The sequence below is a fragment of the Nonomuraea sp. JJY05 genome, from assembly GCF_043496855.1.
Lineage (GTDB): Bacteria > Actinomycetota > Actinomycetes > Streptosporangiales > Streptosporangiaceae > Nonomuraea.
Map to the genome: position 1 here is coordinate 108,379 of NZ_JBIEIS010000025.1, position 25,585 is coordinate 133,963.

Consider the following 25,585-nt stretch of genomic DNA (forward strand, 5'->3'; position numbering starts at 1 on the left):
CAGGCCGTCTGCTCGGCTGCCGGTGGGGTGGCTGCGGGGCTTGCTGCCCTCCGCTCGGCTGACGGTGGGGTGGCCGCGTGAACGGCAGGCCCGAGGGAGAGGACGACCTCGGCGACGTGATCCCGTTCTCCTCCGGCGACTCCGAGCAGGACAGGCCGGAGGACCCGGCGGAGCGCGAGCCGGACCAGGAGCGACGGCGGCCCGAGCCTGATGCGGCGGCGGAGCCCGATCCGGCCGGGGCCGGCACGGCCGAGGTCGGTACGGCGGAGGCTGACGCAAGGGGGGCCGGCACGGCCGGGGCCGGCACGGCGGAGGCTGACACTACGGGGGCCAGCACGGCTGGGGTCGGCACGGCCGGGGCCGGTACGGCGGAGGCCAGTACAGCGTGGGCCGATGCGGCTGAGGTCGGCGCGGGAGTCGGCGGCGCGGCGGGGGAGGCGGAGGTCGCAGGGTCGGCCGCGCCCCGTCAGCGGGCCATGCGCAAGGCCGGGATGGTCTCCGCGGGCCTGATCGTGGCCCTGGTGGCCATGGGGGCGGGTGGGATCGCGGTGCTCAAGCCGTACCTGAGCCCAGACGACTTCGACGGGCCCGGCAGCGGCGTCGTGACGGTGCGGATCGCGCCGGGCTCGAGCGCGCAGGCCATCGGCTCCGCGCTGGCCGAGGCCGGGGTGGTGGCGAGCGCGCAGTCGTTCGTACGGGTGACGGAGGAGCGCGCGGTCACCAACCGGCTGCGGCCCGGACACTACCGGCTGCGCAAGGGCATGGCCGCCAAGGCGGCGCTCGACCTGCTGCTCGCGCCGTCGTCCAGGGTCGTGCGGCGCGTTACCGTCCCCGAGGGCCTGCGGACGTCCGAGGTGCTGGCCCGCGTCGCCAAACTGGCCGGGCTGCCGCTCAAGGAGCTGCAGGGCGTCGACAAGGCTCTCGTCGGCCTGCCTTCGTACGCCGAGGGGCTGGAGGGGTTCCTCTTCCCCGCCACGTACGAGATCGAGCCGGGCGACACGGCCGTGGACGTGCTCGCGGCGATGGTCGAGCGCTTCCAGCTCGCCGCCCGCCAGATCGGTCTGGAGCGGGAGGCGGCCCGCAAGCACCTGACGCCGCTGGAGGCCGTCACGGTGGCCAGCATGATCCAGGCCGAGGGCGGAGTCGACGCGGACTACCCGAAGATCTCCAGGGTGATCTACAACCGCCTCCAGAAGGGCACCCCGCTGGAGATCGACAGCACCGTCCTGTACGCGCAGAACCGGCGGAGTCTGAAGATTACGGAGCGTGACACCAAGGTCGACTCTCCCTACAACACCTACCAGCACAAAGGACTGCCGCCCGGGCCCATCGCGAATCCAGGGGAGAAGGCGCTGCTGGCAGCCCTGAACCCAGCCCAAGGCGATTGGCACTGGTTTGTGACGACGGATCCGGCGCATAGAATCACCAAATTCACTAACAAAGAGAGCGAGTTCGTGAGATACCGGGAAGAGCTGAATAAGAACCTCGGGACGAGTTGATGTCCGACGGGACCCCCTCCGTCCCGGTGCAAATGCCCCAAAACGTGGCATGCGCCCTCTTTCCATCCCTTAGCATGGCTACCCAGAGTGATCTCCGCTGGTCGTGGGAGCATGTCCGGCGGACCCCCCAGTTCCGCTCGGTGACCCAAGCCGGTTTGGCGGTTTCGCTTGACGCCAGGCCGGTCGTACCGGGAGATTGGCCAGCGCACCTATGAATGATCTCGATCTGAACACTCTCCTCGGCGCCGAGGACGACGGCGGTCGTACCCGGCGCACTCGAGGCGGCCGTGGCGGCCGCCGGCGGCGTCGGCGCCGCAACCGTGGCGGCTTCATGGCGCCGCTGCTCGCCTTCGTCGTGCTGGCGGGCATCATCGGCGGTGGCGGTTACTACGGCTACCTGTGGCTCAGTGACGCGCTCGTGCCCGACGACTACAGCGGTCAGGGCACCGGCGAGGTCATCGTGGAGATCAAGGACGGCCAGAGCGCCTCGGACGTGGCGCAGGAGCTGGAGCGGCAGGGGGTCGTGGCCAGCGCCAGGGCGTTCACCAACGCGATCGGCAACGCCAACAGGAGCGGCTCGCTGCAGCCCGGCTCGTACAAGCTGCGCAAGAACATGTCGGCCGCGAGCGCGGTGGCGCTGCTCAGCCCGGACAACCGGCTGCTCGCGAAGGTGACCCTCAAGGAGGGTCTGCGCCTGTCCGACACCCTGAAAACGCTGGCCGAGGAGACCGGCAAGCCCGTCAAGGACTTCGCCGCCGCCGCCAAGAACGTGGACCAGCTCGACCTGCCGAAATACGCCAGGGGCAAGCTCGAGGGATATGCCTTCCCGGCCACGTACGAGGTTCAGCCCAAGTCCACGCCGACGCAGATCCTGGCGGCGATGGTCAAGCGGTTCAACCAGACGGCTGAGCAGATGGACCTCGAGGGCAGCGCCAAGGCACTCGGCCACACGCCGCACGAGATCATGATCATCGCCAGCATCGTCCAGGCCGAGGCCGGTCGCCAGGAGGACATGCCGAAGATCGCCCGCGTCATCTACAACCGGCTGGATCACAAGCCGGAGATGAAGCTGGCGATGGACAGCACGGTCATGTACGCGCTGAACAAGTACGGCACGGCCGCCTCGTTCGCGGAGACGAAGACCAAGAGCCCGTACAACACGTACCTGCACCTCGGCCTGCCTCCCGGGCCCATCGCCAACCCCGGGGACCACGCGATCGAGGCCGCCCTCAACCCCGCCAAGGGGCCCTGGCTCTACTTCGTCGCCACCGACCCCAAGAGCAACGTCACCAAGTTCGCCACCACGGAGGCCGAGCGGCAGGCGCTGCTGGCCGAATACCGCAGGAACGGCGGCTGACCGGCGGTCCGACGCGCCACCCGCCCGCCCACCCCACGGTGGGCGGGCGTCCTTTTTGGGGCCGGTTAGGTGCGATCCAGGGAACGCGCCGGTCGGCCCCCGTGCGGCGGGGTCTGTGCGGGTCGCCCGTCCTTGCGGGCGGTTGTGCGGCGGTGGCGGAGTCTGTGCGGGGACGCCCGTTCTTGCGGGTCGTGTGGCGGAGTCTGTGCGGGGTCGCCCGTTCTTGCGGGTCGTGTGGCGGAGTCTGTGCGGGGTCGCCCGTTCTTGCGGGTCGTGTGGCGGGGTCTTTGCGGGGTTGCCCGTTCTTGCGAGCCGTCGTGCGGCGGTGGCGGCGCCTGCGTGGTAGCACCCATCCTTTACGGCTGCGCACGCTGGGCACCTCCCGCCGACGTGCGCCGCCCCCCGTCCAAGTGACGCTTCTCAGGTGATGGGACGACCCGCCGTGACGCGCGCCCCGCGGGCCGTCCGAGCGGCGAAGCGTGGACGACGGGACGATAGGGTCGTCATGTTCGGAAGGAGTGTGGATGCGGGCTGCGGTGATGGGGTCGCCCATCGGTCATTCGCTCTCGCCTTACCTGCATCGGGCCGCGTACCAGGCGATGGGGCTCGGCGGGTGGAGCTACGAGGCGTTCGAGTGCGATGAGGCGCGGCTGCCCGCGCTGCTGGGCGAGCTGGTGCCCGTGCGCGGCGAGGTCCCCGACGATGAGCGCCCGTGGGCGGGGCTGTCGCTGACCATGCCGCTCAAGCGGGCCGTGCTGCCCCTGCTCGACACCGTGTCCGACTTGGCCGTCGAGGTCGGCGGGGCCAACACCGTGGTCTTCCGCGACGGGCGTCGGCACGGCCACAACACCGACGTCTACGGCATCGAGCAGGCGCTGACCGAGGCGGGCGTGCCCGCGCCGCGCTCCGCGACCGTGCTGGGCGGCGGCGCCACGGCGGCCTCGACGCTGGCGGCGCTGCGTAACCTCGGACTGTTCTCGGCGACGCTGCTGGTGCGCGACCCGGCGCGGGCGGGGGAGACGGTGGAGGTGGCCGAGCGGCTGGGCGTGGCGCTGGCGGTGGAGACGTTCGACAAGCTCGACGCCTTCACGCGGGTGGACCTGGTGGTCTCGACGCTGCCGGGCGGGGCGGCCGACGTGTTCGCCGACCGGCTGGCGCGAGTGCCCGCGCTCTTCGACGTGGTCTACTCACCCTGGCCGACCAGCGCGGCGGCGGCCGTCCGGGCTGCGGGCGGCACCGTGGTCGGGGGGTTCGCGATGCTGCTGCACCAGGCGGTGCGGCAGGTGGAGCTGATGACGGGCCGGACGGATGTGCCGGTGGAGGCCATGCGCGCGGCCGGCGAGGCGGAGCTCGCTAGGCGGTCATCTCGAACGGGTTGATCACGGTCACGCCGGTGTCCGTGAAGTCCTTCACGTTCCGCGTGACCACGCTCCAGCCGTGAACCTTGGCCGTGGCCGCGATCAACGCGTCGGAGAAGGGAAGCGGGCGCACGCAGCGCATGCGCCCCCATTCCTCGGTGACATCGCTGGTGATCGGGATGATCCGATCCCCGAAGGACTGGAAGAGCCGGGCGAGCCACTTTTCGAGCACCAGCGCCTGCTGGAGATCGGTCTTGCGACGCTGCTCAATCCCCCAGCGGATCTCGCCGATGGACAGGACGCTGAGGTAGAGGGTGGGCCCCAGAGATGCGTCAACCCATTCCTTCACCTGGGAGTTGCCATGTGGCTTGCGCACCTCGGAGATGACGTTGGTGTCGAGAATGTAACCGACGCTCATCAGCCGAGGTCCACCTCTCGCGGAAGACTCTTGTCGCGTCCGAACTCCAGATCGTCCGGCCAGTCCGGCTCGCTGAGCAGGAACTCCTTGAAGTCCGGCTGCTTGCGCTTGAGCTGACGGTATTCCTCCATGTCGAGGATCACCGCCACGTCCTTGCCGTGCCTCGTGACGATCTGCGGCCCCTCGTCGTGAGCCTTCCTGACGACTTCACTGAAGTGCTGCTTGGCCTCTTGGAGCTGCCATTTGGTCACTTCTGTCTGGATCGCGGTCATGCGACCCCTTTCTGACTAGACTGGACAGAAGTTTAGTGCAGGGGTCGGGCCAGCGGGGATGATTCGAGAGGGTCCGGTGGTTGTGGTAATGTAGCTCTCTGATCGGTCCGGCATGCCATTGCTGGACGCGCAAGCGGAGGTCTCCCTCCCACCTGAGTCGCCGGAAGGCGGACGGGTCCAGGATCACGCCGGACTACTCCGGGGAGCTCAAGGCCACGAAAGCCGAAGAGCTCAGTGGCCCCGCATGCGCGACGTGCGGGGCTTTTCGCGTTGGCGAGGAGCTCCCGGCACGACGAGCACGTAGGGATCGCAAACCTAGGAGGCCCCATCAGCACTGAGCCCCGCATCAACGAGCGTATCCGAGTTCCCGAGGTTCGCCTCGTGGGCCCGAACGGCGAGCAGGTAGGCATCGTCTCGATTCACGACGCCCTGAAGCTCGCCCAGGAGGCCGACCTCGACCTCGTCGAGGTCGCGGCCACGGCTCGACCGCCCGTGTGCAAGCTCATGGACTACGGCAAGTTCAAGTACGAGTCCGCGATGAAGGCGCGCGAGGCGCGCAAGAATCAGGCGCACACGATCATCAAGGAGATCAAGCTCCGGCCGAAGATCGACCCGCACGACTACGAGACCAAGAAGGGTCACGTGGTGCGGTTCCTCAAGGCGGGAGACAAGGTCAAAGTCACGATCATGTTCCGTGGTCGCGAGCAGTCCCGTCCGGAGTTGGGTTTCCGGCTTCTGCAGCGGCTCGCGGACGACGTCCAGGAGCTCGGTTTCGTGGAGTCCCACGCCAAGCAGGACGGCCGTAACATGATCATGGTGATCGGTCCGCACAAGAAGAAGGCCGAGGCCAAGGCCGAAAAGGCCGCCGCCAAGGCGCAGAGTGGCAGCGAGGACACTTCCCCACAGGAAGGATGACCCGCGGTTGGGGTTAGCCTTACAGAGCGCCCCGATTCAGCCACCAGCAGACGAATACGCCGCGACCGGGTCGGCCCAGCACCGGCCCGGCCCGTGGCACGACCGAAACGAGGAGAGACGGCGACATGCCGAAGATGAAGACGCACAGCGGTGCGAAGAAGCGGTTCCGGCTTACCGGCACCGGCAAGATCAAGCGTCGCCGTGCCAACCGCGCGCACTACAACGAGTGGAAGTCGTCCACGCTGACGCGCCGTCTCAAGAACGAGGTCGTCCTTTCCGACGCCGATTCCAAGAAGATCAAGAAGCTGCTCGCTAAGTAGCGCGATTCCCCGGGGAGAAGAAACATGGCACGCGTGAAGCGGGCGCTCAACGCCAAGAAGAAGCGCAGGGTCGTCCTCGAAAGGGCGAGCGGTTACCGCGGCCAGCGGTCGCGTCTGTACCGCAAGGCCAAGGAGCAGATGCTCCACTCGATGACGTACGCCTACCGGGACCGCAAGGACCGCAAGGGCACCTTCCGCCGTCTGTGGATCCAGCGGATCAACGCCGCCGCCCGCCAGAACGGCATGACCTACAACCGCCTGATCCAGGGTCTGCGCCTGGCCGGCGTCGAGGTCGACCGCAAGATCCTGGCCGACCTCGCGGTCAACGACAGCCAGACTTTCGCCACGCTCGTCGAGGCCGCCAAGAAGGCGCTTCCGGCGAACGTGAACGCTCCGGCCGCGAGCTGAAGAGCCGCGAGCTGAGGCGCTCGTCTTAATCGAGGGGCCCACCGATGACGGTGGGCCCTTTGTTGCTGTATGGGCGTAACTGCGCAGGGCTTGCCGCGAGCGGCCTCGCCAGGTGGGACGCTGCTGTGTGGGCGTTGCCGTGGGTGATGTCGTCAGGTGGGGCGTGGCTGTGTGTGGGGCGTTGCCGTGAGTGACGTCGTCGGGTGGGACGTCCCCCGTGAGGGACGCTGCGGTGTGGGACGTTGCAGTGAGTGACGTCGCCGTGTGGGACAGGGAGAGAGCATGGCCGGGTCCGAGCTGACCAACGTGAAGTCGCCGCGGGTGAAGGCGGCCAGGCGGCTCACCAAGCGGGCCTTCAGGGAACAGGACCGCAGGTTCCTGGCCGAGGGGCCGCAGGCGGTGCGCGAGGCGCTCAAGCTCGACGGCGTGACGCTGGAGCTGTTCAGCACCGCCGAGGCCGAGCTGCGCCACCCCGAGCTGATCACCGAGGCCCGCCTGAAGGGCGTGCCCGTGCACCGGGCCAGCGGCGAGGTCATGTCCGAGCTGTCCCAGACCGTGACGCCGCAGGGGCTGGTGGCCGTCTGCACGCTCGTGCACGTGCCCCTGGACCAGGCGCTAGGCGAGCAGCCGCGCCTGGTCGCCGTGCTCGCCCACGTGCGCGACCCGGGCAACGCCGGCACCGTCATGCGCGCGGCCGACGCCGCCGGCGCCGACGCGGTGATCTTCACCGACGCCTCCGTGGACCCGTACAACGGCAAGTGCGTGCGCGCCAGCGTCGGCAGCCTTTTCCACTTGCCCGTCGTCATCGGTGCACCGGTGAGCGCCGCCGTGCGTCAACTCAAGGAGCGGGGCCTGCGCGTGCTGGCGGCCGACGGCGCGGGCAAGCACACGCTCGACGATGTTGATCTTAGCGGACCCACCGCGTGGATCTTCGGCAACGAAGCCTGGGGACTGCCGGAGGACGTACTGGCTGAAGCCGACGATGTGGTCAGAGTGCCCATCTACGGACAGGCGGAAAGCCTGAACCTGGCCACCGCCGCGGCGGTATGCCTTTACTCCTCGGCTAGGGCGCAGCGAGTGCCCTAGGCGGCGGGAAACCCGCTATTGTCGGCGTTGTAGGCGGAGGGGGCGAGGTCGTGCACGGCGCAGACACCGACGGGCGAGTAGTGGCCGCCGCGTGCACGATAGCCATCGACGACCTTCCCGACGGCCTCATCGTGACCGACCGAGACGGCTGCGTGCTGGCCGTCAACCGGGCCGCGGCCCGGCTCACCGGCGTCGCCATGGAGCGCGCGGTCGGCAGGCACATGAGCGACGTGTTCCCGTTCCGCGACCACGACGGGCGCGACTGGTGGAAGGCGCTCGACCCCGAGGGCGGGCTGCGCATCAGGAGCAGGGCACCGGAGCGGCCGCTGCACCTGCCCGGCGGTCAGGAGCTCTACGTCGCGGCCAGGCTCGTACGTGAGCCGGAGCGCGGCGGCGAGGTCGAGCGGGTCACGATCACCCTGCGCGACGGCGGCGCCCGCGCCCGGCTGGAGCGCAGCCGCGCCGACCTGGTCTCCACCGTGGCCCACGAGCTGCGCTCGCCGCTGACCAGCGTCAAGGGTTTCACCGCGACCATGCTGGCAAAGTGGGAGCGCTTCACCGACGAGCAGAAGCGCGTCATGCTCGAGACCGTCAACAACGACGCCGACCGCGTCACCAGGCTCATCACCGAGCTGCTCGACGTCTCCCGCATCGAGTCGGGGCGGCTGGAGGTGCGCCGCCAGGTCGTCGACGTCCCCGCCAGGGTGCGCAGGCTCATCGCGGGCCGGATCGCGGCGGGCGAGACCGAGGGCCGTTTTCGCCTGATCGTCGGCGACGACCTGCCGGAGATGTGGCTCGACCAGGACAAGATCGACCAGATCCTGGGTAACCTGGTGGAAAACGCGCTGCGCCATGGGCGCGGCACCGTGACAATCGAGATCGAGTCCGTCGGATGGGGAGTTGCCGTGTCGGTGCGCGACGAGGGCGAGGGCATCGAGCCCGAGCTGGCTCCGCGCGTCTTCAGGCAGTTCTGGCGAGGCGGCAACAGCCGCCGGCGCGGTGGCACCGGGCTCGGCCTCTTCATCGTCAAGGGCCTGGTCGAGGCGCACGGCGGCACGATCACCGTGCAGCGGGCGCCCGAGGGCGGGGCGGAGTTCCGATTTACCGTGCCCACCGGCACGCCCGACTTCGCCACCCCTTAGCGATCGAGTCGGCCCCGGTGGGCGGGCCCCACTAGACTCTTTTTCGCTCAAGCCCTGGATACGGAGCTCACTCTTGTCTGACTACGACCCCGTCGAGGTGACACCGTTGCATGCCGACGAGGTGTCCCGCATGGAGGCCGACGCCATCGCGGCGATCAAGGTGGCCGACAGCCTCGACGCACTCAAGCAGGCCAGGCTGGCGCACGCGGGCGACCGCTCGCCCATCGCCCTGGCCAACCGCGAGATCGGCGCCCTGCCGCCCGCCGCCCGCGCCGAGGCCGGCAAGCGCGTCGGCACCGCCCGTAAGGCGATCAGCGAAGCGCTCGCTGCCCGCCAGGCCGAGCTCGAGGCCGAGCGCGACGCGCGGGTCCTCGTCGAGGAGACCGTCGACGTCACCCTGCCGTGGGACCGGCGGCCGCGCGGCGCCCGCCACCCGCTGACCACGCTGCAGGAGCGCATCGCCGACGCGTTCGTCGCGATGGGCTACGAAGTGGCCGAGGGCCCCGAGCTCGAAGGCGAGTGGTTCAACTTCGACGCGCTCAACATCGCCAAGGACCACCCGGCCCGTTCCGACCACGACACGTTCTTCGTCGGGTCCACCGACTCCGGCATGGTCCTGCGCACGCAGACCTCGCCGGTCCAGATCCGCGCGCTGCTCCAGCGCGAGCTGCCGGTCTACGTGATCTCGCCGGGCAAGACGTTCCGCACCGACGAGCTCGACGCCACCCACACCCCGGTCTTCCACCAGACCGAGGGGCTGGCCGTGGACGAGGGCCTGACTATGGCCCACCTCAAGGGCACGCTCGACCGGTTCGCGGAGGTGATGTTCGGCAAGGGCATCACGACCCGCTTCCGGCCCAACTACTTCCCGTTCACCGAGCCGTCCGCCGAGATGGACCTCAAGTGCTTCGTCTGCCGCGGCAGCTCGGCGATCCCCGGCAACCCGCCCTGCCGCACCTGCAAGTCGGAGGGCTGGATCGAATGGGGCGGCTGCGGCATGGTCAACCCGCGCGTGCTCATCGCCTGCGGGGTCGATCCGTCGCGATACTCCGGGTTCGCGTTCGGCATGGGCATCGAGCGGACGCTGATGTTCCGCCACAACGCCGAGGACATGCGTGACATGGTCGAGGGAGACGTGCGCTTCACCCTCCCGTTCGGAATGGAGATCTGATGAAGGTCCCGCTTTCCTGGCTGCGGGAGTATGTCGATCTCCCGGCGGTCACCGCCCACGAGGTGGCCGACAAGCTCACGGCCGCCGGGCTCAAGCTCGAGTCGATCACCTCGCACGGCCACGACGTCAAGAACGTCGTCGTCGGCGAGGTGCTCGAGATCGAGGAGCTGGCCGGCTTCAAGAAGCCGATCCGGCACTGCAAGGTCGAGACCGGTGAGGCGACGCCGCGCGAGATCATCTGCGGCGCCACCAACTTCGTCGCCGGCGACCGCGTGCCCGTCGTGCTGCCCGGCGGCGTGCTGCCCGGCGGGTTCGAGGTCGGGGCGCGCAAGACGTACGGGCGCATGTCGGAGGGCATGATCTGCTCCGAGCGTGAGCTCGGGCTGAGCGACGATCACGGCGGCATCATGGTGCTGCCGGCCGGCACCCCGATCGGCGCCGACGTGGTCGAGCTGCTCGGCCTGCGTGACGACGTGATCGAGCTGGAGATCACGCCCGACATCGGCTACGCCCTGTCGATCAGGGGCGTGGCCCGCGAGGTGGCGACCGGCTTCGGGGTGGCGTTCCGCGACCCCGCCGACGTCGAGCTGCCCGCCGAGACCGGCACGGCGTGGCCGGCGTCGATCGCCGACCCGACCGCGTGCGACAGGTTCGTGCTGCGCGAGGTCACCGGCTTCGACCCCGCCGCGCAGAGCCCGCTCTGGATGCGGGTACGCCTCACGCGCGCCGGCATGCGGTCCGTGTCGCTGGCCGTCGACATCACCAACTACCTGATGCTGGAGCTCGGGCAGCCGCTGCACGCGTTCGACCGCGGCAAGCTGCGCGGCGAGATCGTCGTGCGCCGCGCCGCCGCGGGCGAGCGGCTCGAGACGCTCGACCACGTCGTACGCGAGCTCGACCCCGACGACATCCTGATCACCGACCAGTCGGGCCCGATCTCGATGGCCGGCACCATGGGCGGGCTGGAGACCGAGATCTCCGACGCCTCGACCGACATCGTCATCGAGGCCGCCCACTTCTCCGCGACCGGCATCTCGCGCGAGTCGCGCCGCAACGGGCTGGTGTCGGAGTCGTCCAAGCGGTTCGAACGCGGCGTCGACCGGGAGCTGCCGCTCGTCGCCTCGTGGCGGGCCGTGCAACTGCTGGCCGAGCTGGGCGGCGGGAACATCCAGCCCGGGGTCACGCACGCCGAGGTCGAGGTGTCGCCCGCGCGCATCGCGATCCCGTCGAGCTATCCGGGCACCGTGGCCGGCGTCGCCTACTCCAAGGAGACCGTCGTCTCCCGGCTGCGGCAGGTCGGCTGCGTCGTGGTCGACGGCGACGACCCGGCCGTGCGCCAGGGCGGCGTCGACCCGACCGGGGTCGTGACCGGCGGCGCCCTGGCGGCCAAGCTGGCCGTCACCGGCGACGACATGATCACGGTGACGCCGCCGTCCTGGCGACCCGACCTCACCGACCCCAACGACCTGGCCGAAGAGGTCATCCGGCTGGAAGGCTACGAGAGCCTGCCGTCGTTGCTGCCCTCCGCCCCCGCCGGGGCCGGGCTCACCGAGGGCCAGCGGCTGCGCCGCCGGGTCGGCCGGGCGCTGGCCGAGGGCGGCTACGTCGAGGTGCTCAGCTACCCGTTCATCAGCCCCGACGACTTCGACCGGCTGCTCCTGCCCGCCGACGACGCGCGCCGCCGCGCCATGCGGCTGGCCAACCCGCTGTCGGAGGACGAGCCGCTGATGCGCACGACGCTGCTGCCGGGGCTGCTCAAGACCCTGGTGCGCAACTCGGGGCGCGGGTTCTCGGACGTGGCGCTGTTCGAGATGGGGCCGGTTTACCGGCCGCGCGAGGGCGCTCCCGAGGTGGCGCCGGTGCTCGGGGTCGAGCGCCGGCCGACCGCCGAGGAGCTGGCCTCGATCGAGTCGGCGCTGCCCGACCAGCCGCTGCGGGTCGCGGTGGTGCTGGCCGGGGAGTTCGAGCGGTCCGGCTGGTGGGGCAGCGGTCGCGCCGCCTCCTGGGCCGACGCGGTGCAGGCCGCGCGGCTGGTCGCGGGCGAGGCGCGGCTGGAGCTGTCCATCAGCGCCGACCAGCACGAGCCCTGGCACCCCGGCCGGTGCGCCGCCCTCTACGTGGGCGACACGCTGGTGGGGCACGCCGGTGAGCTGCACCCGCGCGTCATCGAGGCGTACGGGCTGCCGCCGCGCACCTCGGCCATGGAGCTGGAGCTGTCGCGCCTGGAGCCCGCCATGCCGGGCCCGGTCCAGACGCCGTCGGTGCCGGCCTACCCGGTGGCCACGCAGGACGTCGCACTGATCGTGCCCGACTTCACGCCGGTGGCCGACGTGGAGGCCGCCCTGCGCGACGGGGCCGGGGAGCTGCTGGAGTCGATCCGGCTGTTCGACGTCTACGCGGGGGAGCAGGTGGGCGAGGGGAACAAGTCGCTCGCCTACACGATGCGCTTCCGCGCCGCGGACCGGACGCTGACGGTGGAGGAGACCACGGCGGCTCGCGACGCGGCGGTGGCCATGGCGACCGACCGCGTGGGCGCTCAGCTCCGCAGCACCTGACCCGCTCAAGGGCTGGCACGGTCGGGCGCCCTGCCAGCCCTTATCGCGTTCGAGCCTGGTACAGCTTGGTGAGGTCGATGTCGATGTCGAACGGGACTGTGACCTTCAGCCTGTCATGATAGGTGCCGGTGGCCTCATAGGACTTCGTCACGGGATTCCGCTCGAACACGAAGACAGTCGGCTTGCCGTTGTTCTCTTCGATCAACCAGAAATGGGGGATTCCCGCTTCTGCGTAGAGGACAGGCTTGCGGTCTCTGTCGCGCACTTGGGAGTCGGGTGAGACCACTTCAACAGCGAGGATGACGTCGCTGGCCTGGAACAGAGTGACCTCGCCTCCGATGACCGCGTGGGGGCCCACCATCATCAGGTCAGGCTCTGGACGCTGCTTCGGGGCGAGCTTGACGCTCATCTCCTGGACCACTTCGTGGCCTGGCGGCAGGAAGTCTTCCAGCGCGACATGCAGCCGGAAGATGACCGTGTGATGGAAGTGTCGCTGCGGGCTCGCGAGCACCAAGCTTCCATCGATCAACTCTGTGTGCGCAGGCAAATCCGGAATGTGATCGAGGTCTTCTGCTATGAAGCCCTCCGATGGCGGGACGGCCCAGCTGGGCAGCGAGGGAGGTGTCATTTTTACGATCCCCGCTTCGGCAGTCACGATCCAACGCTACCAATGTATTCCGCTCACGCCTGGTAAACGACTGCATACGCTCATGGTGATGAAGGCGAGGGGATGATGAGGCATCTGCTGGTGTTCGCCGAGCGGGATGACGCCGAGGAGGTCGCGGAAACGCTCGGGGAGTGGTTTCCGGCGCTCGGGGTGCCGCGCGTGATGCGGGAGACGCTGGCCGGGGAGGATGACGCCGAGGACGCGCAGTGGCTGGTCGTCGTCGAAGGGCTGGACGAGGGCGCGTTGGCCAAGGTGGACGAGTTGGTGGAACGCTACGAAGGGTGGCGCGAGGAGGGGTGAGCCTCGGCCTAGAGCCGGTCGATCTCGGTGAGGTCAATGGCTAGGTCAAAGGGGACGCTTACTTTGACGCACTCGTGATGGATGCCGGTGGAGACATAGGAGCGCGTGGCGGGATCCAGTTCGTAGACATAGACCGTGGGCTTGCCCGCGTTCTTCTCGATTCGCCAGAAGTGTTGAATCGCAGCTTCGGCGTAGAGCTGCGGCTTGCGGTGACGGTCGCGGTCCTTGGACTCGGGAGAGACGACTTCTATGGCGAGGATCACGTCTGGCGCCTTGTAGAAGGTGTCGTCATTGTTGCCCACTGCTTCGGCCTTGATCACCATGAGGTCAGGCTCCGGGGTGGGCGGTCCGGTGGGGGAGAGTGGGCGTATGCGTATCGCTGTGTTGTCCGACATTCATGGGGTGTTGCCCGCGCTCGAGGCCGTGCTGGCCGAGCCCGAGGTGGCCGCGGCCGATGTGGTCGTGTTGACCGGGGACATGGCCGCCGGGCCGATGCCGGTGCAGACGCTGGACGTGCTCGTCTCACTCGGTGAACGGGCGTTGTGGGTCAACGGGAACGCCGACAGGGAGCTGGTCGAGGCGGTGCGCGGGAAGGTCAGCCCGTATCCCGTGTCCCAGTGGGCGGCCGAGCAGTTGCGCGACGATCAGGTGGAACTGCTGGCCGGGCTGCCCGATCGGGAGGTGGTCGAGCTGGGGCGGCTGGGGACCACGTTGTTCGTGCACGCCACGCCGCGCAGCGACGAGGAGATGATCCTCGTGGACAGCGCGCTGGAGCGGTGGGCCGAGGTGCTGGCCGGGGAGAGCGCCGGCACCCTGGTGCTGGGCAACACGCACATGCCCTTCGTACGGCTGGCCGACCGGGTGCTGGTCGTGAACCCGGGTTCGGTCGGCATGCCGTACGGGCGGAGCGGGGCGCATTGGGCGCTGCTGGACGGTGACACCGGCGCGGTGACCCTGCGCCGGACCCCGCTCGACGCCGCCCTGGTGGGGGAGCGGCTGGTGCGGGAGAGCGGGTTCGACGGGATCGAGGAGTGGGTGTCCGACTACGTGACGAACATCCACTCCGACGCCGAGGCGCTGCGGGTGTTCGCCAAGGCGGAAAACCGGTGACCTAGGCGGCGGCCTCCCTGCGGAGCCTCTCCGCCAGGGCGTGGTCGTCGGTCCTGGCGTCGTACCTGCGGAACGAAGGCAGTGCGGCGGCCAGGCCGAGCACGGCGACCACGCACAGCAGGCCGCCCGCCCCGAGGGAGAAACGGGTGCCGCCGAAGTTGGCCATCAGGCTGGCGCGGGCGTTGCCCAGCATCGGGCCGGACGCGTACGACAGGAGCTCGATCCCGGCCAGCCGCCCGCGCAGCTCCGACGGGATCGTCTGGTTCCACATCGTCATGCGGAAGATGCCGCTGATCATGTCAGCGGCGCCTGCGAAGGCGAGGCAGACGAACAGCACCCAGACGTTGGGGGCCAGGGCCGACGCGGCGATCGCCACGCCCCAGAGGGTGGCCGCGATGATCACGCCCAGGCCCTGGCGCTGTACGCGGGCCGCCCAGCCGCCGGTGATCGAGGCGGCCAGCGCGCCCACCGCCCCCGCCGAGTACAGCAACCCCAGCGCCTGCGGGGAGTGCAGCTCGTCGGCCAGGAAGGGGAAGAGTGACGTCCCCATCGCGAACACCATGGCGGCGATGTCCACCAGGTACGTGCCCATCAGGTCGGCGCGGCGCACCGCGTACCGCACGCCCTCGACCAGCGACTTCAGCGACGCGGGGGCGGCGTCCTCGGCCGGCGGCAGCGACCTGATCCGCCACAGCAGCGCCAGCGACAGCACGAAGCTCAGCGTGTCGATGCCGTACGCCGCCGCCGGGCCGAAGGCGGTCACCAGCAGGCCGCCCAGCGCCGGGGCGACGATGGCGCCGAAGTTCCAGCGCATGCTCGACAGCACCGCCGCCGCGCCCTGCTGCTCGTGCTTGACCACCTGCTGGAACACGGCCTCCAGGCTGGGACGCTGGAGGCAGGAGATGCCGGTGGAGACGGCGCCCATCACGTACAGGACCCAGACCTGGGGGTTGGGGAGCATCGCGTTGACCGTGAGAGCGCCCGTGGTGACCATGAGGCCCAGCTCGCTCAGGACGATGATCTTTCGGCGGTCGAGCGCGTCGGCGATCGCCCCGCCCCACAGGCCGCACACCACCATCGGGACGAACTCCGCCAGGCTCACCAGGCCGACCGCCAGGTAGGAGTCCGTCAGCTGCTTCATCTGGTACGGCACGGCGACCATGGTGATGAAGGTGCCGAACATGGTGATGACGCCCGAGGCGAAGAGGAGACGGTAGTCGCGGGAGTCGCGAAGGGGGCTGAGGTCGAGGGTGAGGTGACGCAGGAGGCGCTTCAGTCCGGTGGGCACGAGCGTCAATTTTCCGGCCGGAGTGATGATCGGGGCAAACCGTTTTCGGGTTCGGTCGGGTGCGCCCCCTTGCCGCCGACCGGGGTTGAGGTCCCTCGGGGGGAGGGACAGGGGCAGGGAGGGGGTGGCAGGGGCCGGGCTGGAGGGTGCTGGGTGGGAGGTGCCGCAGTCGAGGGTGTCGGGACGGAAGCTCTCAGGGCGGGGGTGCGGGTTGGGGTTGGGCGGCGGGAGGGCGCGCGGTGTGGGGGTGGGTGGGCATGCGGAAGGCCCCCGCGAGGAGCGGAGGCCTTCGGTTGGGAGAGGGGGAGGGTCAGACGGCGGGGACCTTGTCGAGGAAGCCGAGGACCGTGCGGATCCGCCCGTCTTCGGCCAGCTCCACCACGTCGAACCCGACCACGACCGCCTCCCCGTCCTCCGGGCCGAGGTGCCAGGTGAAGCGGGCGATGTGGTGGTGGGCGTCGTACAGCTCGCCCGGCGTGAACACCAGGCCGGGGAACATGCCCTGGGCGCCCGCGATCACCGCGGCGATCGCCTCGTGGCCCTTCACGTCGGCCAGGGGGTCGGTGTAGGTGCCGTCCTCGGTCCACAGCTCGGCCACGGCCTTGGCGCGGGCGTCGGCGTCGGTCTCGTTCCAGGCGGCGATGTAGCGCTCGATGAGGTTCATGATGGTCATTCCTTCTGTTCGTCAGTCGTGTCAGTTGTTGCGGGTCTTGCGGAGGCCGACGATCTGGAGTTCGGCGAAGACGCCGACCACCAGGGCCTGGGCGATGGTCCAGATGGCGCCGATCGTGGTGAGGTCGGCGGCGCCGGTGACGACGGCGGCGACGCTGGCGAGGGTCCAGACGATGTTCAGGGCGATCACGGCCCTGGTGGCGGCCGGGCTGATGGCGCGGCGGGTGGCGAGGAGGCCGACGGCGGCGCCGTACACCAGCAGGAAGGCGCCGATGCCGCGCAGCAGGCCCGCGCCGGGGCCGAGCAGATCGCTCACGGGGCCGGCGAAGGCGAGGTAGACCAGCCCGTTGCCGCCGGTGACGACGGCGTCGGCGGCCAGCGCGAGGCGCAGGAACTTCATCCGGTCGGCGGTGACGGTCAGGGCGGTGCTCATGTCTCGGCTCCCTTGGTGGCGGTTTTTCGCGACACCTGAAAGATGTCAGCCACCACGTAGGGAGCGCGATTACCCGCCACGTAAAGGGATCAGCCGATAGCCGGTTACACCTGCGGTGATGCTCGGATTGTGACGGTCGTCACCCGGCATGCGAAGGCCTCCCGGGCGCGGACGCACCGGAAGGCCGGAAGAGGGGTCACGCGCCCAGGATCTCCCTGCGCAGGTGGGTCTTGAGGATCTTGCCGCCGGGGTTGCGGGGCAGCTCGTCCTCCCGGAACCAGATGTGCGACGGGATCTTGAACTTGGCGATCCGGTCCTTGAGGAACGACTGGAGGTCCTCGGCGGCGACCGAGGTGCCGGGCGCCAGGCGGATGACCGCGCCGACCTCCTCCCCGAGCTCGTCGTGCGGCACCCCGATCACCGCCGCGTCGTCGACCGCCGGGTGCTCGAACAGGGCCGCCTCCACCTCGGCGCAGTAGACGTTCTCGCCGCCCCTGATCACCATGTCCTTGGCCCGGTCGACGATGTAGACGAAGCCCTCTTCGTCGATCTTGGCCAGGTCGCCGGTGTGCAGCCAGCCCTTCACGAACGTCTCCGCCGTCGCCTCCGGCTTGTTCCAGTAACCCATGATGACGTTCGGGCCGCGCACGCACAGCTCGCCCACCTCGCCGGGCGGCAGCTCGGTGCCCATGGGGCCGACCACGCGCACGTCCACGACGGGCGAGGGCAGGCCGATGCTGTCGGGCTTGGCGTGGTAGTCGGCACCGCCGTTGCCGATGGCCAGGGCGGTGGTCTCGGTCATGCCGTAGCCGTTGGAGGGAGCGCGGTTGGGGAGGTTGCGGGTGATGCGCTCCAGGAGCTTGGGCGGGGCGGGGGCGCCGCCGTACCCGAGGGTGGTCAGGGACGACAGGTCGTACTTGCCGAAGTCGGGGTGGGACATGAGCTGCCAGGCGTTCGTGGGCACGCCGATCATGGCGGTCACGCGCTCGCGCTCGATCAGGCGCAGCGCCTGCTCGGGGTCCCACTTGTACATGAGCACGAGGCCGCCGCCGGCGAACATCGTGGTGGTCAGGGCGGAGAAGCAGCCCGTGACGTGGAACAGCGGGACGGTCAGGAGCGTGACCCGGCGGGTGCCCGCCGCGGCCCCGACGTCCTTGCCCGCCATGGCCACCGCCCGCATGAGGCCGAAGGCGACGGTCATGGGGGACTGGCCGAGGTTGCGGTGGCTGCCCAGCGCTCCCTTGGGGCTGCCGGTCGTGCCGGAGGTGTAGAAGATCGTGGCGGGGTCCTCGGGGGCCAGCTCGACGGCGGGGAGCGTGACGTCGGCGGCGACCTCGCCCAGCACGTCGTCGAAGCCGCGCGCGCCCTCCGGGACCTCGCCCCGGGCGACGATCAGGGGGACGCCCGTCGAGGCGAGCCGGACGGCGCGCTCGCCGTCCGCGATCAGCACCTTGGCCCCGGAGTCCCGCACGCCGTAGGCCAGCTCGGCCTCCGTCCACCAGGCGTTGAGCGGTACGGCGACGGCCCCCGCCGCCAGCGCGGCCGACAGCGAGACGACCCATTCGGGGTAGTTGCGCATGGCCACGCCCACCCGGTCGCCCTTGCGCACCCCGTACTCCTCGACCAGGCGGTTGGCGAGGGTGGCGGCGCGGCGGAAATGGTCCTCGAACGTGATGTGCTCGTCCTCGTACACGAGGAAGACCTTCTCGCCGTGGAAGCGGCTCATCTCCAGCAGCGCGCGGAAGTGGGTGGGCGCGTGCTTCCAGGTGCGTATCCCGGTGTCGCCGATCTCCTCGATCTCGAACAGCTGACCGGGTCCGGTGAGCTGGGCCACGACCTGGGCATGCGAAAGGGACATACGCCGAACTCCCGGATGGTGGACGATTATTCTGGATAAATCACAGTACCGACCGGTAGGTACGTTGCGCTAGCTCGCCGGAGACGGGCTCAGCCGAGGCCGATGGGGGACAGTTGCTGGATGTCGTACCGGGCCCGCAGCTCGATCACGGCGGCCTGGTCGGGCGGCCCCGGGCGGGACAGCAGCTCGCCGAGTTCGCGCAGGTAGTGCTCATGGCCCGCCGGGGTCACGATGAAGAGCATCCGGGTGGGCGTGGTCCCGGGGTTGGCGAAGGCGTGCGGGCAGCCCGCGGGCACGTACATGAGGCTGCCGGGGCCGCCGCGCACCGTCCGGGTGCCGCTCTCCGACTCCCACGTCTGCCAGGGCTCGCCGGTGATCTCCCGAGGCTGGAAGGCCAGCAGGTCCAGCTCGCCGTCGAGGACGTAGAACAGCTCCTCGGCGTGGTGGTGGAAATGGGCGCCGACGTCGAAGCCCGGCGCGATCGTGTTCTCGAACACCGACCAGGTCTTCGAGTGCTCGGCCCCTACCTTGAGCGTCATCCCCATGGACCCGAGCGACTGCCCGGCGCCGGAGGGTAAGACGAGCCCGTCTGCCATTGGTCTGCCCTTCTGTGAGGGTGATTGCTACCAATGTTCCTGAGGGGTCCGGCGCAGGCAAGGCACATGAAAGTTTCATTTTCTGTCCGATAGTTTCTGTCGTCAAGCTGCTGATTCGGCGACCGGACGAGGTCGGCATTGACCCTCATCTCGCATGTCAATACCGTCTTCGGTGAGATCCACCAGGGTCGAAAAGTATCGGAATCGAGTGCCTGCCCCCGGAGGTAGATGTCCGTGCATTCGTCCTCGCCCGTCAGAGTCCTCCTCGCCCTCGTGGGGATGCTCGCAGCCTTCCTCCTGCCGGCCGGCCCGGCCCACGCCTCCGCGCCCCTGCGCACCCACGCCGCGGCCAAGGGCAAGTTCATCGGGGCGGCGCTCGCGACCAGCCCGCTCGCCAACGAGACCGCCTACCGCAACATCGCCGCCACCGAGTTCAGCCAGGTCACCGCCGAGAACGCGATGAAGTGGGAATCGACCGAGCCCAGCCAGGGCCAGTTCAACTTCTCCGGCGCCGACGCCATCGTCAACTTCGCCACCCAGAACAACCAGCAGGTCCACGGCCACACGCTCGTCTGGCACCAACAGACCCCGGGCTGGGTGCAGGGCCTGAGCGCCACCGCCATGCGCAGCGCCATGCAGAACCACATCAGCCAGGTTGTCGGCCACTACGCCGACAACCCCACCGTGGTCTCCTGGGACGTGGTGAACGAGGTCTTCGACGACAGCGGCAACCTGCGCACGTCGTTCTGGTACAACACGCTGGGCCAGAGCTACATCGCCGACGCCTTCCGGGCCGCCCGCACCGCCGACCCCGACGCCCGGCTGTGCATCAACGACTACAACACCGAGGGGATCAACGCCAAGAGCACCGCGATCTACAACCTCGTCTCGTCGCTGCGCCAGCAGGGCGTGCCCGTCGACTGCGTCGGCTTCCAGACGCACCTCGCCATCCAGTACGGCTTCCCGAACGACTTCCAGCAGAACCTCCAGCGCTTCGCCGCCCTCGGCGTCCAGGTCCGCATCACCGAGCTGGACGTGCGCATGGTGATGCCCAGGGACGCCACCAAGGACGCCACGCAGGCCACCTACTACCGCAACGTCGTCAACGCCTGCCTGGCCGTGACCGCCTGCGCCGGCGTGACGATCTGGGGCTTCACCGACAAGTACTCCTGGGTGCCCGACACCTTCTCCGGGCAGGGCGCGGCCCTGATCTACAACGAGAGTTACCAGCAGAAGCCGTCGTACACCGCCGTGCACGACGCGCTGGCCGGTGGCACGACCACCGACCCCACCCCGCCGACCACGCCCGGCACGCCTTCGGCGAGCAACGTCACCTCGAACTCGGCCTCGCTCACCTGGAGCGCCTCGACCGACAGCGGCGGGAGCGGGCTCGCCGGGTACGACGTCTACCGCGAGCAGGGCGCCACCGACCAGCTCCTCGGCCAGTCCACGACCAACTCGATCTCGCTCACCGGGCTCAGCCCCTCGACCCAGTACCAGGTGTACGTCCGGGCCCGTGACGGAGCCGGGAACGTCTCGGCGAACTCCGCCCTGGGCATCTTCACCACCACGGCCGGCCCGGGCGGCGGCGGTGGCTGCACGGCCACCGGGACCGTGCAGACCCAGTGGGCCACCGGGTACGTCGTCCAGCCCGTGACCGTCACCAACACCGGGACCTCCGCCATCACCGGCTGGACCGTCACCTTCACCCTGCCCGCCGGGCACACGCTGACCGGCTCGTGGAACGCGACCCTCACCGTCAGCGGGCAGACCGTCACCGCCAAGAACCTCGGCTACAACGGAAACCTGGCCCCGAACGCCGGCACCACCTTCGGATACCAGGTCAGCAGGCCGAGCGGCAACACGCAGACGCCCTCCGGCTACACCTGCGCATAAGCCCGATCTCCCGGGCCTTCACGACCTGCCGGTTTTCTGACCGGCAGGTCGTGGCGCGCCTGTGGACTGAAATTTACTTTCACGCACGGAGAACCACGTGAAGGCTGCTTGCAGATCGGGAGACCCTCATGCACCGTGGAAGCAAGATTAAGAAAGGAGGGACGGTGCAGGTCAGGGGCCCGATTTGGGAGGAGGTGAAACCTACGATGTGCGATCCATCGGGCTTTGGGACCACGATCGTGCAAGAGCTCGGACGCATAGTCCGGGATGCGATCAAGTCAACACCCCGGACCGTACGGTTTCTCGTCATACTTGCTGCCGTTGTCATAGCGATCGGCGCTACCACAGCCATGATCGACTAAACGGCCGCCGCATGTAGTGGCGTACATGCGAACTGAGGTAAGGCTAACGTGGGGCAGGTCAAGAGTCGACCTTCCCCACGTGATGCCTTTGTGAAACTCACGGATCCAGCGTGATCCCCTCGCGCCTGAGGTCCTCGACGATGCCGTCCACCAGGCGCGTCGCGACCGTCCGGCGCAGCCGCCCCTCCTCTCGCAGCTCCCGTACGGCGGGCACCGGGTCGGGGTCGGCGAACAGGCGCTCGTCGGAGTAGTCCACCGGCCGGCCGGTCGGATCGACGCTCCACCAGGAGGCCTCGAGCGCGATCCCGTTCGGGTCGCTGAAGTAGATGGAGCGCAGGAACCCGTGGTCGACGACGTCGGTGACCTCGCAGCCGTGCGCCTTGAGCCGGTCGCGCAGCTGGTTGAGCGCGTCCTCGTCCGGCAGGTGCAGCGACAGGTGGTCGAACTGCGCCGCCTTGGGATAGGGCACGCCGGCGGGCTTGGCGAAGCTGTCGAGCGGCTGGTCGGTGTATTCGAAGAAGGCGACGGTGTTACCCGGGGCCACCTCGAAGAAGTAATGCTTGAAGGCGGGGACGGCAAGGGTGGTGACCAGGCGGGCGTCGAGCACGCCGTGCCAGAAGCGCACGGTGGCGTCCATGTCCGCGGTCACGAGGGCCAGGTGGTGCACGCCGCGCCAGTGCACCGTGTCCGGGGTCGCAGCCATGCGTCAACGGTACGCCTTTCAACTACCTCTGATAAGCCGTCAACCTTTCACCGAGCCGGCGAAACTGAAGGAACTGGCCAGATATTTGTTGACGGCCACGTAAAGGACCACCGCCGGAGCCGTGTAGAGAATCGAGAAAGCGGCCAGCTGGCCATAGGCCACCTGCCCGTACTGGGAGAAGAACGTGTAGACGGTGACCGCCGCCGGCTGTTTCTCCGGGGTGTCGAGCAGTACGAAGGGGGCGAAGAAGTTCCCCCACTGGCCGACGAAGACGAAAATGGCCACCACGGCTATCCCCGGGGCCATCAGCGGGCCCACCACCGCCGTCAGCGAGCGGAGCCAGCCGGCCCCGTCCACCCAGGCGGCCTCCTCCAGGTTCACCGGCACGCCGTCCATGAAGTTCTTCATCATCCAGATCGAGAATGGCAATGAGCTCGCCGTCAGGAACAGCACCATGGCCGGCACGGAGCCGTACAGGTTGAAGCGGAAGAACATCGCGTAGACCGGCACGAGGATCGCCGTCACCGGCAGGCCCGTGGTGAACAGCAGGCTCAGCATGAAGTGGCGGCGGTAGCGGAGCTGGTAGCGCGACAGCGGGTAGGCGGCCAGCCCCGCCACCAGCACCGTCAGCACCGCCGTGGAGCCCGAGATGACGATCGAGTTGATCAGCGGCAGGATGATCGTGTCCCAGGTCAGGACGGCCCTGAAGTTGTCCAGGGAGAAGGAGAGCGTCGGCTGGGCGGCCAGGCTCGCCTCGGACTGGACGGAGGCGAGCAGGACCCAGAGGAACGGGCCCAGGAAGGCCAGGGTGATGACCGCCAGGGAGAGCAGGGCGGCGGCGCGGGCGGCGAGCCTCGTCATGCGTCCTCCACCTTGATCAGCCGCAGGTAGACCAGGGAGAACAGCGCGCCGATCACCAGCATGACCAGCGCGATCGCCGAGCCGTAGCCGATCTCGAAATAGCGGAACGCCTGCTCGTACATGTACAGCGGCGTCGTCTGGCTGGCCGTGCCCGGACCGCCGCCCGTCAGGGCGTAGATGAGGCCGAAGCTGGCCAGGGTCTGCAGTGTGATCAGCATGAGGTTGGCCATGATGGAGCGGCGGATCAGCGGCAGCGTGATGTGCAGGAGCCGGCGGCCGGGGCCCGCCCCGTCCACGGCGGCGGCCTCCACCAGGTCGGCGGGCACCTCCGAGAGCGCGGCCGAGTAGACGAGCATGGAGAAGGCCGTGCCGCGCCAGATGTTCGCCAGGATCACCGCCAGCATCGGGGCCGTGTAGAGCCACTCCTGGGAGATGCCCAGGACCGTGTTGAGCGTGCCCTCCTCGGCCAGGAAGGAGAACCAGCAGGCCGCGGCCACGACCTCCGGCACCACCCAGGCGGCGATCACCACGCCGTTGACGACGCTGCGGGTCACCCGGCCGCGGCCGCGCTGGAGGAGGGCGATGATCAGGCCCAGCGTGTTCTGGCCGATGACCGCCGAGCCGATGACGAAGACGAATGTCAGCAGGAACGAGTTCAGGAAGTTGGGGTCGCCGAAGAGCTTGACGAAGTTGGCCAGGCCGACGAACTGCGAGTGAACCGAGGCCGAGCCCGTCAACGTCTCGTTGGTGAAGGCGATGTAGACGCTCCACAGGATCGGCCCCGCCAGGAAGAGCGCGAGCAGGACCAGGGCGGGGCCCAGGGGCAGGAGCCAGCGCATGGCGCCCCGCCGTGATGAGCCGCGTACCGGGCGGCTCGTCACGGGCGGGGGTGGGGCGGTGACGACCGTCATCGCGCCATGACCTTGTCGGGTCCGCCGACGGCGGCCGGGAGCGCCTTGGCGTAGCTCGCGCTGGCCTCCTCAGGAGTCTGCGAGCCGGTCACCACCGCCTCCATGGCCTCCTGGACCTGGGTGGACACCTTCGGGTACACCTCGTACGCGGGCCGGTAGTGGGTGACGGAGGCCAGGTCGGTCCAGAACTTGACGCTCGGGTTGTCGGCGCTGTACTTCGGGTCGGCGGCCACGTCCTTGCGGGCGGCCAGGTCGCCCGTGCCGACCGAGTACGCCATCGAGTTCTCCTTGTTCGTGGCCGTCGTGATGAAGTCGAACGCCTCCTGCTTGTGCTTGGTGTACGCGCTCATCGCCATGACCCAGCCGCCCGACATGCTGACCGCGCCCGGCGCCTGGCCGTTCTGCGTCGGCATGGGCGTCCAGCCGATCTTCTGCGTCCACTCGGGCCACGGTTTGGTGCCGGTCGGCTTCCAGGCCGAGCTCGCCCAGGCCCCGTCGAGCGAGATGCCGAGCTTGGCCTCGGGGAACCACTCCATGGTCACCTTGTCGCCGAGCTTGGCGTTGTGGGCGTCGGCCTGCTTCGGGCCCAGTTCCTCCCGGAAAACGGTGTTGACGAAGGTCAGGGCGTCGGTGAAGTTCTTGCCGCCGGCCACCCACTTCTTCTGCGCGTCGTCGTAGAGGGTGCCGCCGGGCGTGCCGTACAGGAGCATCTCGAAGCCCTGCATGGTCGACGCCTCGCCGTGGATCTTGGTGGCGTACATGCTGAACGGGACGACGCCGGGCAGCTTCTGCTTGATCGTGCGGGCCGCCGTCAGCACGTCGTTCCAGGTCTTCGGCTCCCACGGGACCGGCAGGCCGGCCTTGGCGAAGACGTCCTTGTGGTACCAGAGGCCGCGCGTGTCCGTGCTGATCGGCACGCCGTAGATCTTGCCGTCGCCGCCCTTGGCGGCCTGCTTGACCGAGTCGGGGAACTGGGTGCCCCAGTCGGGCCACTTGGCCAGGTAGTCGTCGAGCGGGGCCAGCTTGCCGGCCGCGACGTCCGCGTTGACCTGGAACGTGTCGTGGTAGTAGAGGTCCGGAGCCGAGTCGGGGGAGCGGTTGAGCAGCGCCAGCTTCGTGTAGTACGCCTCGTTGTTGCCCTGGACCGCCGTCAGCTTGATCGTGACGCCGGGGTGGGCGGACTCGTACTGCTTCTTCGCGTCGCCGAGCATCTTCTCCAGGTACGGCCACGTCGTCTCGACCTTGTAGAGGACCTCGAGTTCCTTGGTGCCTGAGGTGTTCTGCGAGGTGCCGCCGCACCCGGCGACGGCGGTCAGAAGGAGGAGAGAACCGGCCAGCGTACGTTTCATCACGCGCTCCCCGTGTTTCCTTGGGTTTGCGGAGAACGTAAATCTTTTTGATTTACTAAGTCAACACTCTGTGGTGAC

Annotated in this window: 26 protein-coding genes; 13 read left to right on the top strand and 13 right to left on the bottom strand. The window is 69.0% G+C overall.

Features of this window, described 5'->3' with window-relative positions:
• The first annotated feature begins 77 nt into the window (after positions 1 to 77).
• The 3 genes from mltG (ACFKCF_RS34750) to ACFKCF_RS34760 all read left to right on the top strand — a co-directional run bounded on the left by mltG (ACFKCF_RS34750) (position 78) and on the right by ACFKCF_RS34760 (position 4,235).
• Entirely contained in the window at positions 78 to 1,499 is a 1,422-nt protein-coding gene (mltG, locus tag ACFKCF_RS34750) for an endolytic transglycosylase MltG (protein ID WP_394499516.1), read from the top strand.
• Positions 1,500 to 1,710: 211 nt separating this feature from the next.
• Positions 1,711 to 2,856, top strand: a complete 1,146-nt coding sequence (mltG, locus tag ACFKCF_RS34755; RefSeq protein WP_394499517.1) for an endolytic transglycosylase MltG — start codon at positions 1,711 to 1,713, stop codon at positions 2,854 to 2,856.
• A gap of 524 nt (positions 2,857 to 3,380) precedes the next feature.
• Positions 3,381 to 4,235, top strand: coding sequence for a shikimate dehydrogenase (locus ACFKCF_RS34760; RefSeq protein WP_394499518.1), 855 nt, complete (start codon positions 3,381 to 3,383; stop codon positions 4,233 to 4,235).
• Here the strand turns inward: ACFKCF_RS34760 and ACFKCF_RS34765 are convergent.
• Together ACFKCF_RS34765 and ACFKCF_RS34770 are read right to left on the bottom strand one after the other, a co-directional pair.
• Positions 4,210 to 4,632, bottom strand: coding sequence for a type II toxin-antitoxin system VapC family toxin (locus tag ACFKCF_RS34765; RefSeq protein WP_394499519.1), 423 nt, complete (start codon positions 4,630 to 4,632; stop codon positions 4,210 to 4,212). The two genes, ACFKCF_RS34760 and ACFKCF_RS34765, sit on opposite strands and share 26 nt — an antisense overlap.
• Positions 4,632 to 4,904: a type II toxin-antitoxin system Phd/YefM family antitoxin gene (locus tag ACFKCF_RS34770; protein WP_394499520.1), complete on the bottom strand. Its 273-nt coding sequence runs from the start codon at positions 4,902 to 4,904 to the stop codon at positions 4,632 to 4,634. The genes ACFKCF_RS34765 and ACFKCF_RS34770 overlap by 1 nt, the downstream gene beginning before the upstream one ends.
• A 327-nt stretch (positions 4,905 to 5,231) precedes the next feature.
• Between ACFKCF_RS34770 and infC the strand changes: the two genes are divergently transcribed.
• From infC to ACFKCF_RS34805, 7 genes are all read left to right on the top strand, one after another.
• Positions 5,232 to 5,819 (top strand): translation initiation factor IF-3, encoded by a 588-nt coding sequence (gene infC, locus ACFKCF_RS34775; RefSeq protein ID WP_394499579.1) that lies wholly within the window; start codon positions 5,232 to 5,234, stop codon positions 5,817 to 5,819.
• A 125-nt stretch (positions 5,820 to 5,944) separates the two neighbouring features.
• Positions 5,945 to 6,139, top strand: coding sequence for a 50S ribosomal protein L35 (gene rpmI, locus ACFKCF_RS34780; RefSeq protein WP_043622108.1), 195 nt, complete (start codon positions 5,945 to 5,947; stop codon positions 6,137 to 6,139).
• A gap of 24 nt (positions 6,140 to 6,163) precedes the next feature.
• The gene (rplT, locus tag ACFKCF_RS34785; RefSeq protein ID WP_185077087.1) at positions 6,164 to 6,547 is read left to right on the top strand and encodes a 50S ribosomal protein L20; all 384 of its coding nucleotides are present in this window, start codon (positions 6,164 to 6,166) and stop codon (positions 6,545 to 6,547) included.
• 282 nt (positions 6,548 to 6,829) lie between these two features.
• Entirely contained in the window at positions 6,830 to 7,633 is an 804-nt protein-coding gene (locus ACFKCF_RS34790; RefSeq protein ID WP_394499521.1) for a TrmH family RNA methyltransferase, read from the top strand.
• Positions 7,634 to 7,683: 50 nt separating this feature from the next.
• Positions 7,684 to 8,775 (top strand): ATP-binding protein, encoded by a 1,092-nt coding sequence (locus ACFKCF_RS34795; RefSeq protein ID WP_394499522.1) that lies wholly within the window; start codon positions 7,684 to 7,686, stop codon positions 8,773 to 8,775.
• Positions 8,776 to 8,905: 130 nt separating this feature from the next.
• Positions 8,906 to 9,946 carry a phenylalanine--tRNA ligase subunit alpha gene (pheS, locus tag ACFKCF_RS34800; RefSeq protein ID WP_394499580.1) on the top strand — a complete coding sequence of 347 codons (1,041 nt, stop codon included), beginning with the start codon at positions 8,906 to 8,908 and terminating at the stop codon, positions 9,944 to 9,946.
• Positions 9,946 to 12,501 carry a phenylalanine--tRNA ligase subunit beta gene (locus tag ACFKCF_RS34805; protein WP_394499523.1) on the top strand — a complete coding sequence of 852 codons (2,556 nt, stop codon included), beginning with the start codon at positions 9,946 to 9,948 and terminating at the stop codon, positions 12,499 to 12,501. The genes pheS and ACFKCF_RS34805 overlap by 1 nt, the downstream gene beginning before the upstream one ends.
• 40 nt (positions 12,502 to 12,541) lie before the next feature.
• Here the strand turns inward: ACFKCF_RS34805 and ACFKCF_RS34810 are convergent, their stop codons facing one another.
• On the bottom strand, positions 12,542 to 13,156 hold the full coding sequence (locus ACFKCF_RS34810) for a Uma2 family endonuclease (RefSeq protein ID WP_394499524.1): 615 nt from the start codon (positions 13,154 to 13,156) through the stop codon (positions 12,542 to 12,544).
• A gap of 75 nt (positions 13,157 to 13,231) precedes the next feature.
• Here ACFKCF_RS34810 and ACFKCF_RS34815 point away from each other — a divergent pair, with 75 nt between their 5' ends.
• A complete protein-coding gene (locus ACFKCF_RS34815) occupies positions 13,232 to 13,468 on the top strand; it encodes a hypothetical protein (protein ID WP_394499525.1) in 237 nt (78 codons plus the stop codon).
• Between the two features lie 8 nt (positions 13,469 to 13,476).
• Here the strand turns inward: ACFKCF_RS34815 and ACFKCF_RS34820 are convergent, their stop codons facing one another.
• Positions 13,477 to 13,863 carry a Uma2 family endonuclease gene (locus tag ACFKCF_RS34820; RefSeq protein ID WP_394499526.1) on the bottom strand — a complete coding sequence of 129 codons (387 nt, stop codon included), beginning with the start codon at positions 13,861 to 13,863 and terminating at the stop codon, positions 13,477 to 13,479.
• On the opposite strand from ACFKCF_RS34820, the gene ACFKCF_RS34825 reads away from it, so the two are divergent.
• A complete protein-coding gene (locus ACFKCF_RS34825; RefSeq protein WP_394499527.1) occupies positions 13,838 to 14,578 on the top strand; it encodes a metallophosphoesterase family protein in 741 nt (246 codons plus the stop codon). The two genes, ACFKCF_RS34820 and ACFKCF_RS34825, sit on opposite strands and share 26 nt — an antisense overlap.
• Position 14,579: 1 nt before the next feature.
• Here the strand turns inward: ACFKCF_RS34825 and ACFKCF_RS34830 are convergent, their stop codons facing one another.
• The 5 genes from ACFKCF_RS34830 to ACFKCF_RS34850 all read right to left on the bottom strand — a co-directional run bounded on the left by ACFKCF_RS34830 (position 14,580) and on the right by ACFKCF_RS34850 (position 19,425).
• Complete coding sequence (locus tag ACFKCF_RS34830; protein WP_394499528.1) at positions 14,580 to 15,866, bottom strand: MFS transporter; 1,287 nt, start codon at positions 15,864 to 15,866, stop codon at positions 14,580 to 14,582.
• Positions 15,867 to 16,176: 310 nt separating this feature from the next.
• On the bottom strand, positions 16,177 to 16,530 hold the full coding sequence (locus ACFKCF_RS34835) for a nuclear transport factor 2 family protein (protein ID WP_394499529.1): 354 nt from the start codon (positions 16,528 to 16,530) through the stop codon (positions 16,177 to 16,179).
• 30 nt (positions 16,531 to 16,560) lie between these two features.
• The gene (locus tag ACFKCF_RS34840) at positions 16,561 to 16,971 is read right to left on the bottom strand and encodes a hypothetical protein (RefSeq protein ID WP_394499530.1); all 411 of its coding nucleotides are present in this window, start codon (positions 16,969 to 16,971) and stop codon (positions 16,561 to 16,563) included.
• 196 nt (positions 16,972 to 17,167) lie between these two features.
• Complete coding sequence (locus tag ACFKCF_RS34845) at positions 17,168 to 18,829, bottom strand: class I adenylate-forming enzyme family protein (protein ID WP_394499531.1); 1,662 nt, start codon at positions 18,827 to 18,829, stop codon at positions 17,168 to 17,170.
• Positions 18,830 to 18,918: 89 nt separating this feature from the next.
• Positions 18,919 to 19,425, bottom strand: a complete 507-nt coding sequence (locus ACFKCF_RS34850) for a cupin domain-containing protein (protein ID WP_394499532.1) — start codon at positions 19,423 to 19,425, stop codon at positions 18,919 to 18,921.
• Positions 19,426 to 19,653: 228 nt separating this feature from the next.
• On the opposite strand from ACFKCF_RS34850, the gene ACFKCF_RS34855 reads away from it, so the two are divergent.
• Positions 19,654 to 21,321 (top strand): endo-1,4-beta-xylanase, encoded by a 1,668-nt coding sequence (locus ACFKCF_RS34855; protein WP_394499533.1) that lies wholly within the window; start codon positions 19,654 to 19,656, stop codon positions 21,319 to 21,321.
• A 459-nt stretch (positions 21,322 to 21,780) separates the two neighbouring features.
• Here the strand turns inward: ACFKCF_RS34855 and ACFKCF_RS34860 are convergent, their stop codons facing one another.
• Genes ACFKCF_RS34860 through ACFKCF_RS34875 form a run of 4 tightly spaced genes read right to left on the bottom strand, consistent with a single transcriptional unit; the run spans position 21,781 to position 25,507 of the window.
• Positions 21,781 to 22,386 (bottom strand): VOC family protein, encoded by a 606-nt coding sequence (locus ACFKCF_RS34860; RefSeq protein ID WP_394499534.1) that lies wholly within the window; start codon positions 22,384 to 22,386, stop codon positions 21,781 to 21,783.
• Positions 22,387 to 22,425: 39 nt separating this feature from the next.
• Complete coding sequence (locus ACFKCF_RS34865; protein WP_394499535.1) at positions 22,426 to 23,247, bottom strand: carbohydrate ABC transporter permease; 822 nt, start codon at positions 23,245 to 23,247, stop codon at positions 22,426 to 22,428.
• Positions 23,244 to 24,158: a carbohydrate ABC transporter permease gene (locus tag ACFKCF_RS34870; RefSeq protein ID WP_394499536.1), complete on the bottom strand. Its 915-nt coding sequence runs from the start codon at positions 24,156 to 24,158 to the stop codon at positions 23,244 to 23,246. Before ACFKCF_RS34870 ends, ACFKCF_RS34865 begins: the two co-directional genes overlap by 4 nt.
• Positions 24,155 to 25,507 carry an extracellular solute-binding protein gene (locus tag ACFKCF_RS34875; RefSeq protein WP_394499537.1) on the bottom strand — a complete coding sequence of 451 codons (1,353 nt, stop codon included), beginning with the start codon at positions 25,505 to 25,507 and terminating at the stop codon, positions 24,155 to 24,157. The genes ACFKCF_RS34870 and ACFKCF_RS34875 overlap by 4 nt, the downstream gene beginning before the upstream one ends.
• Between the last annotated feature and the right edge of the window lie 78 nt (positions 25,508 to 25,585).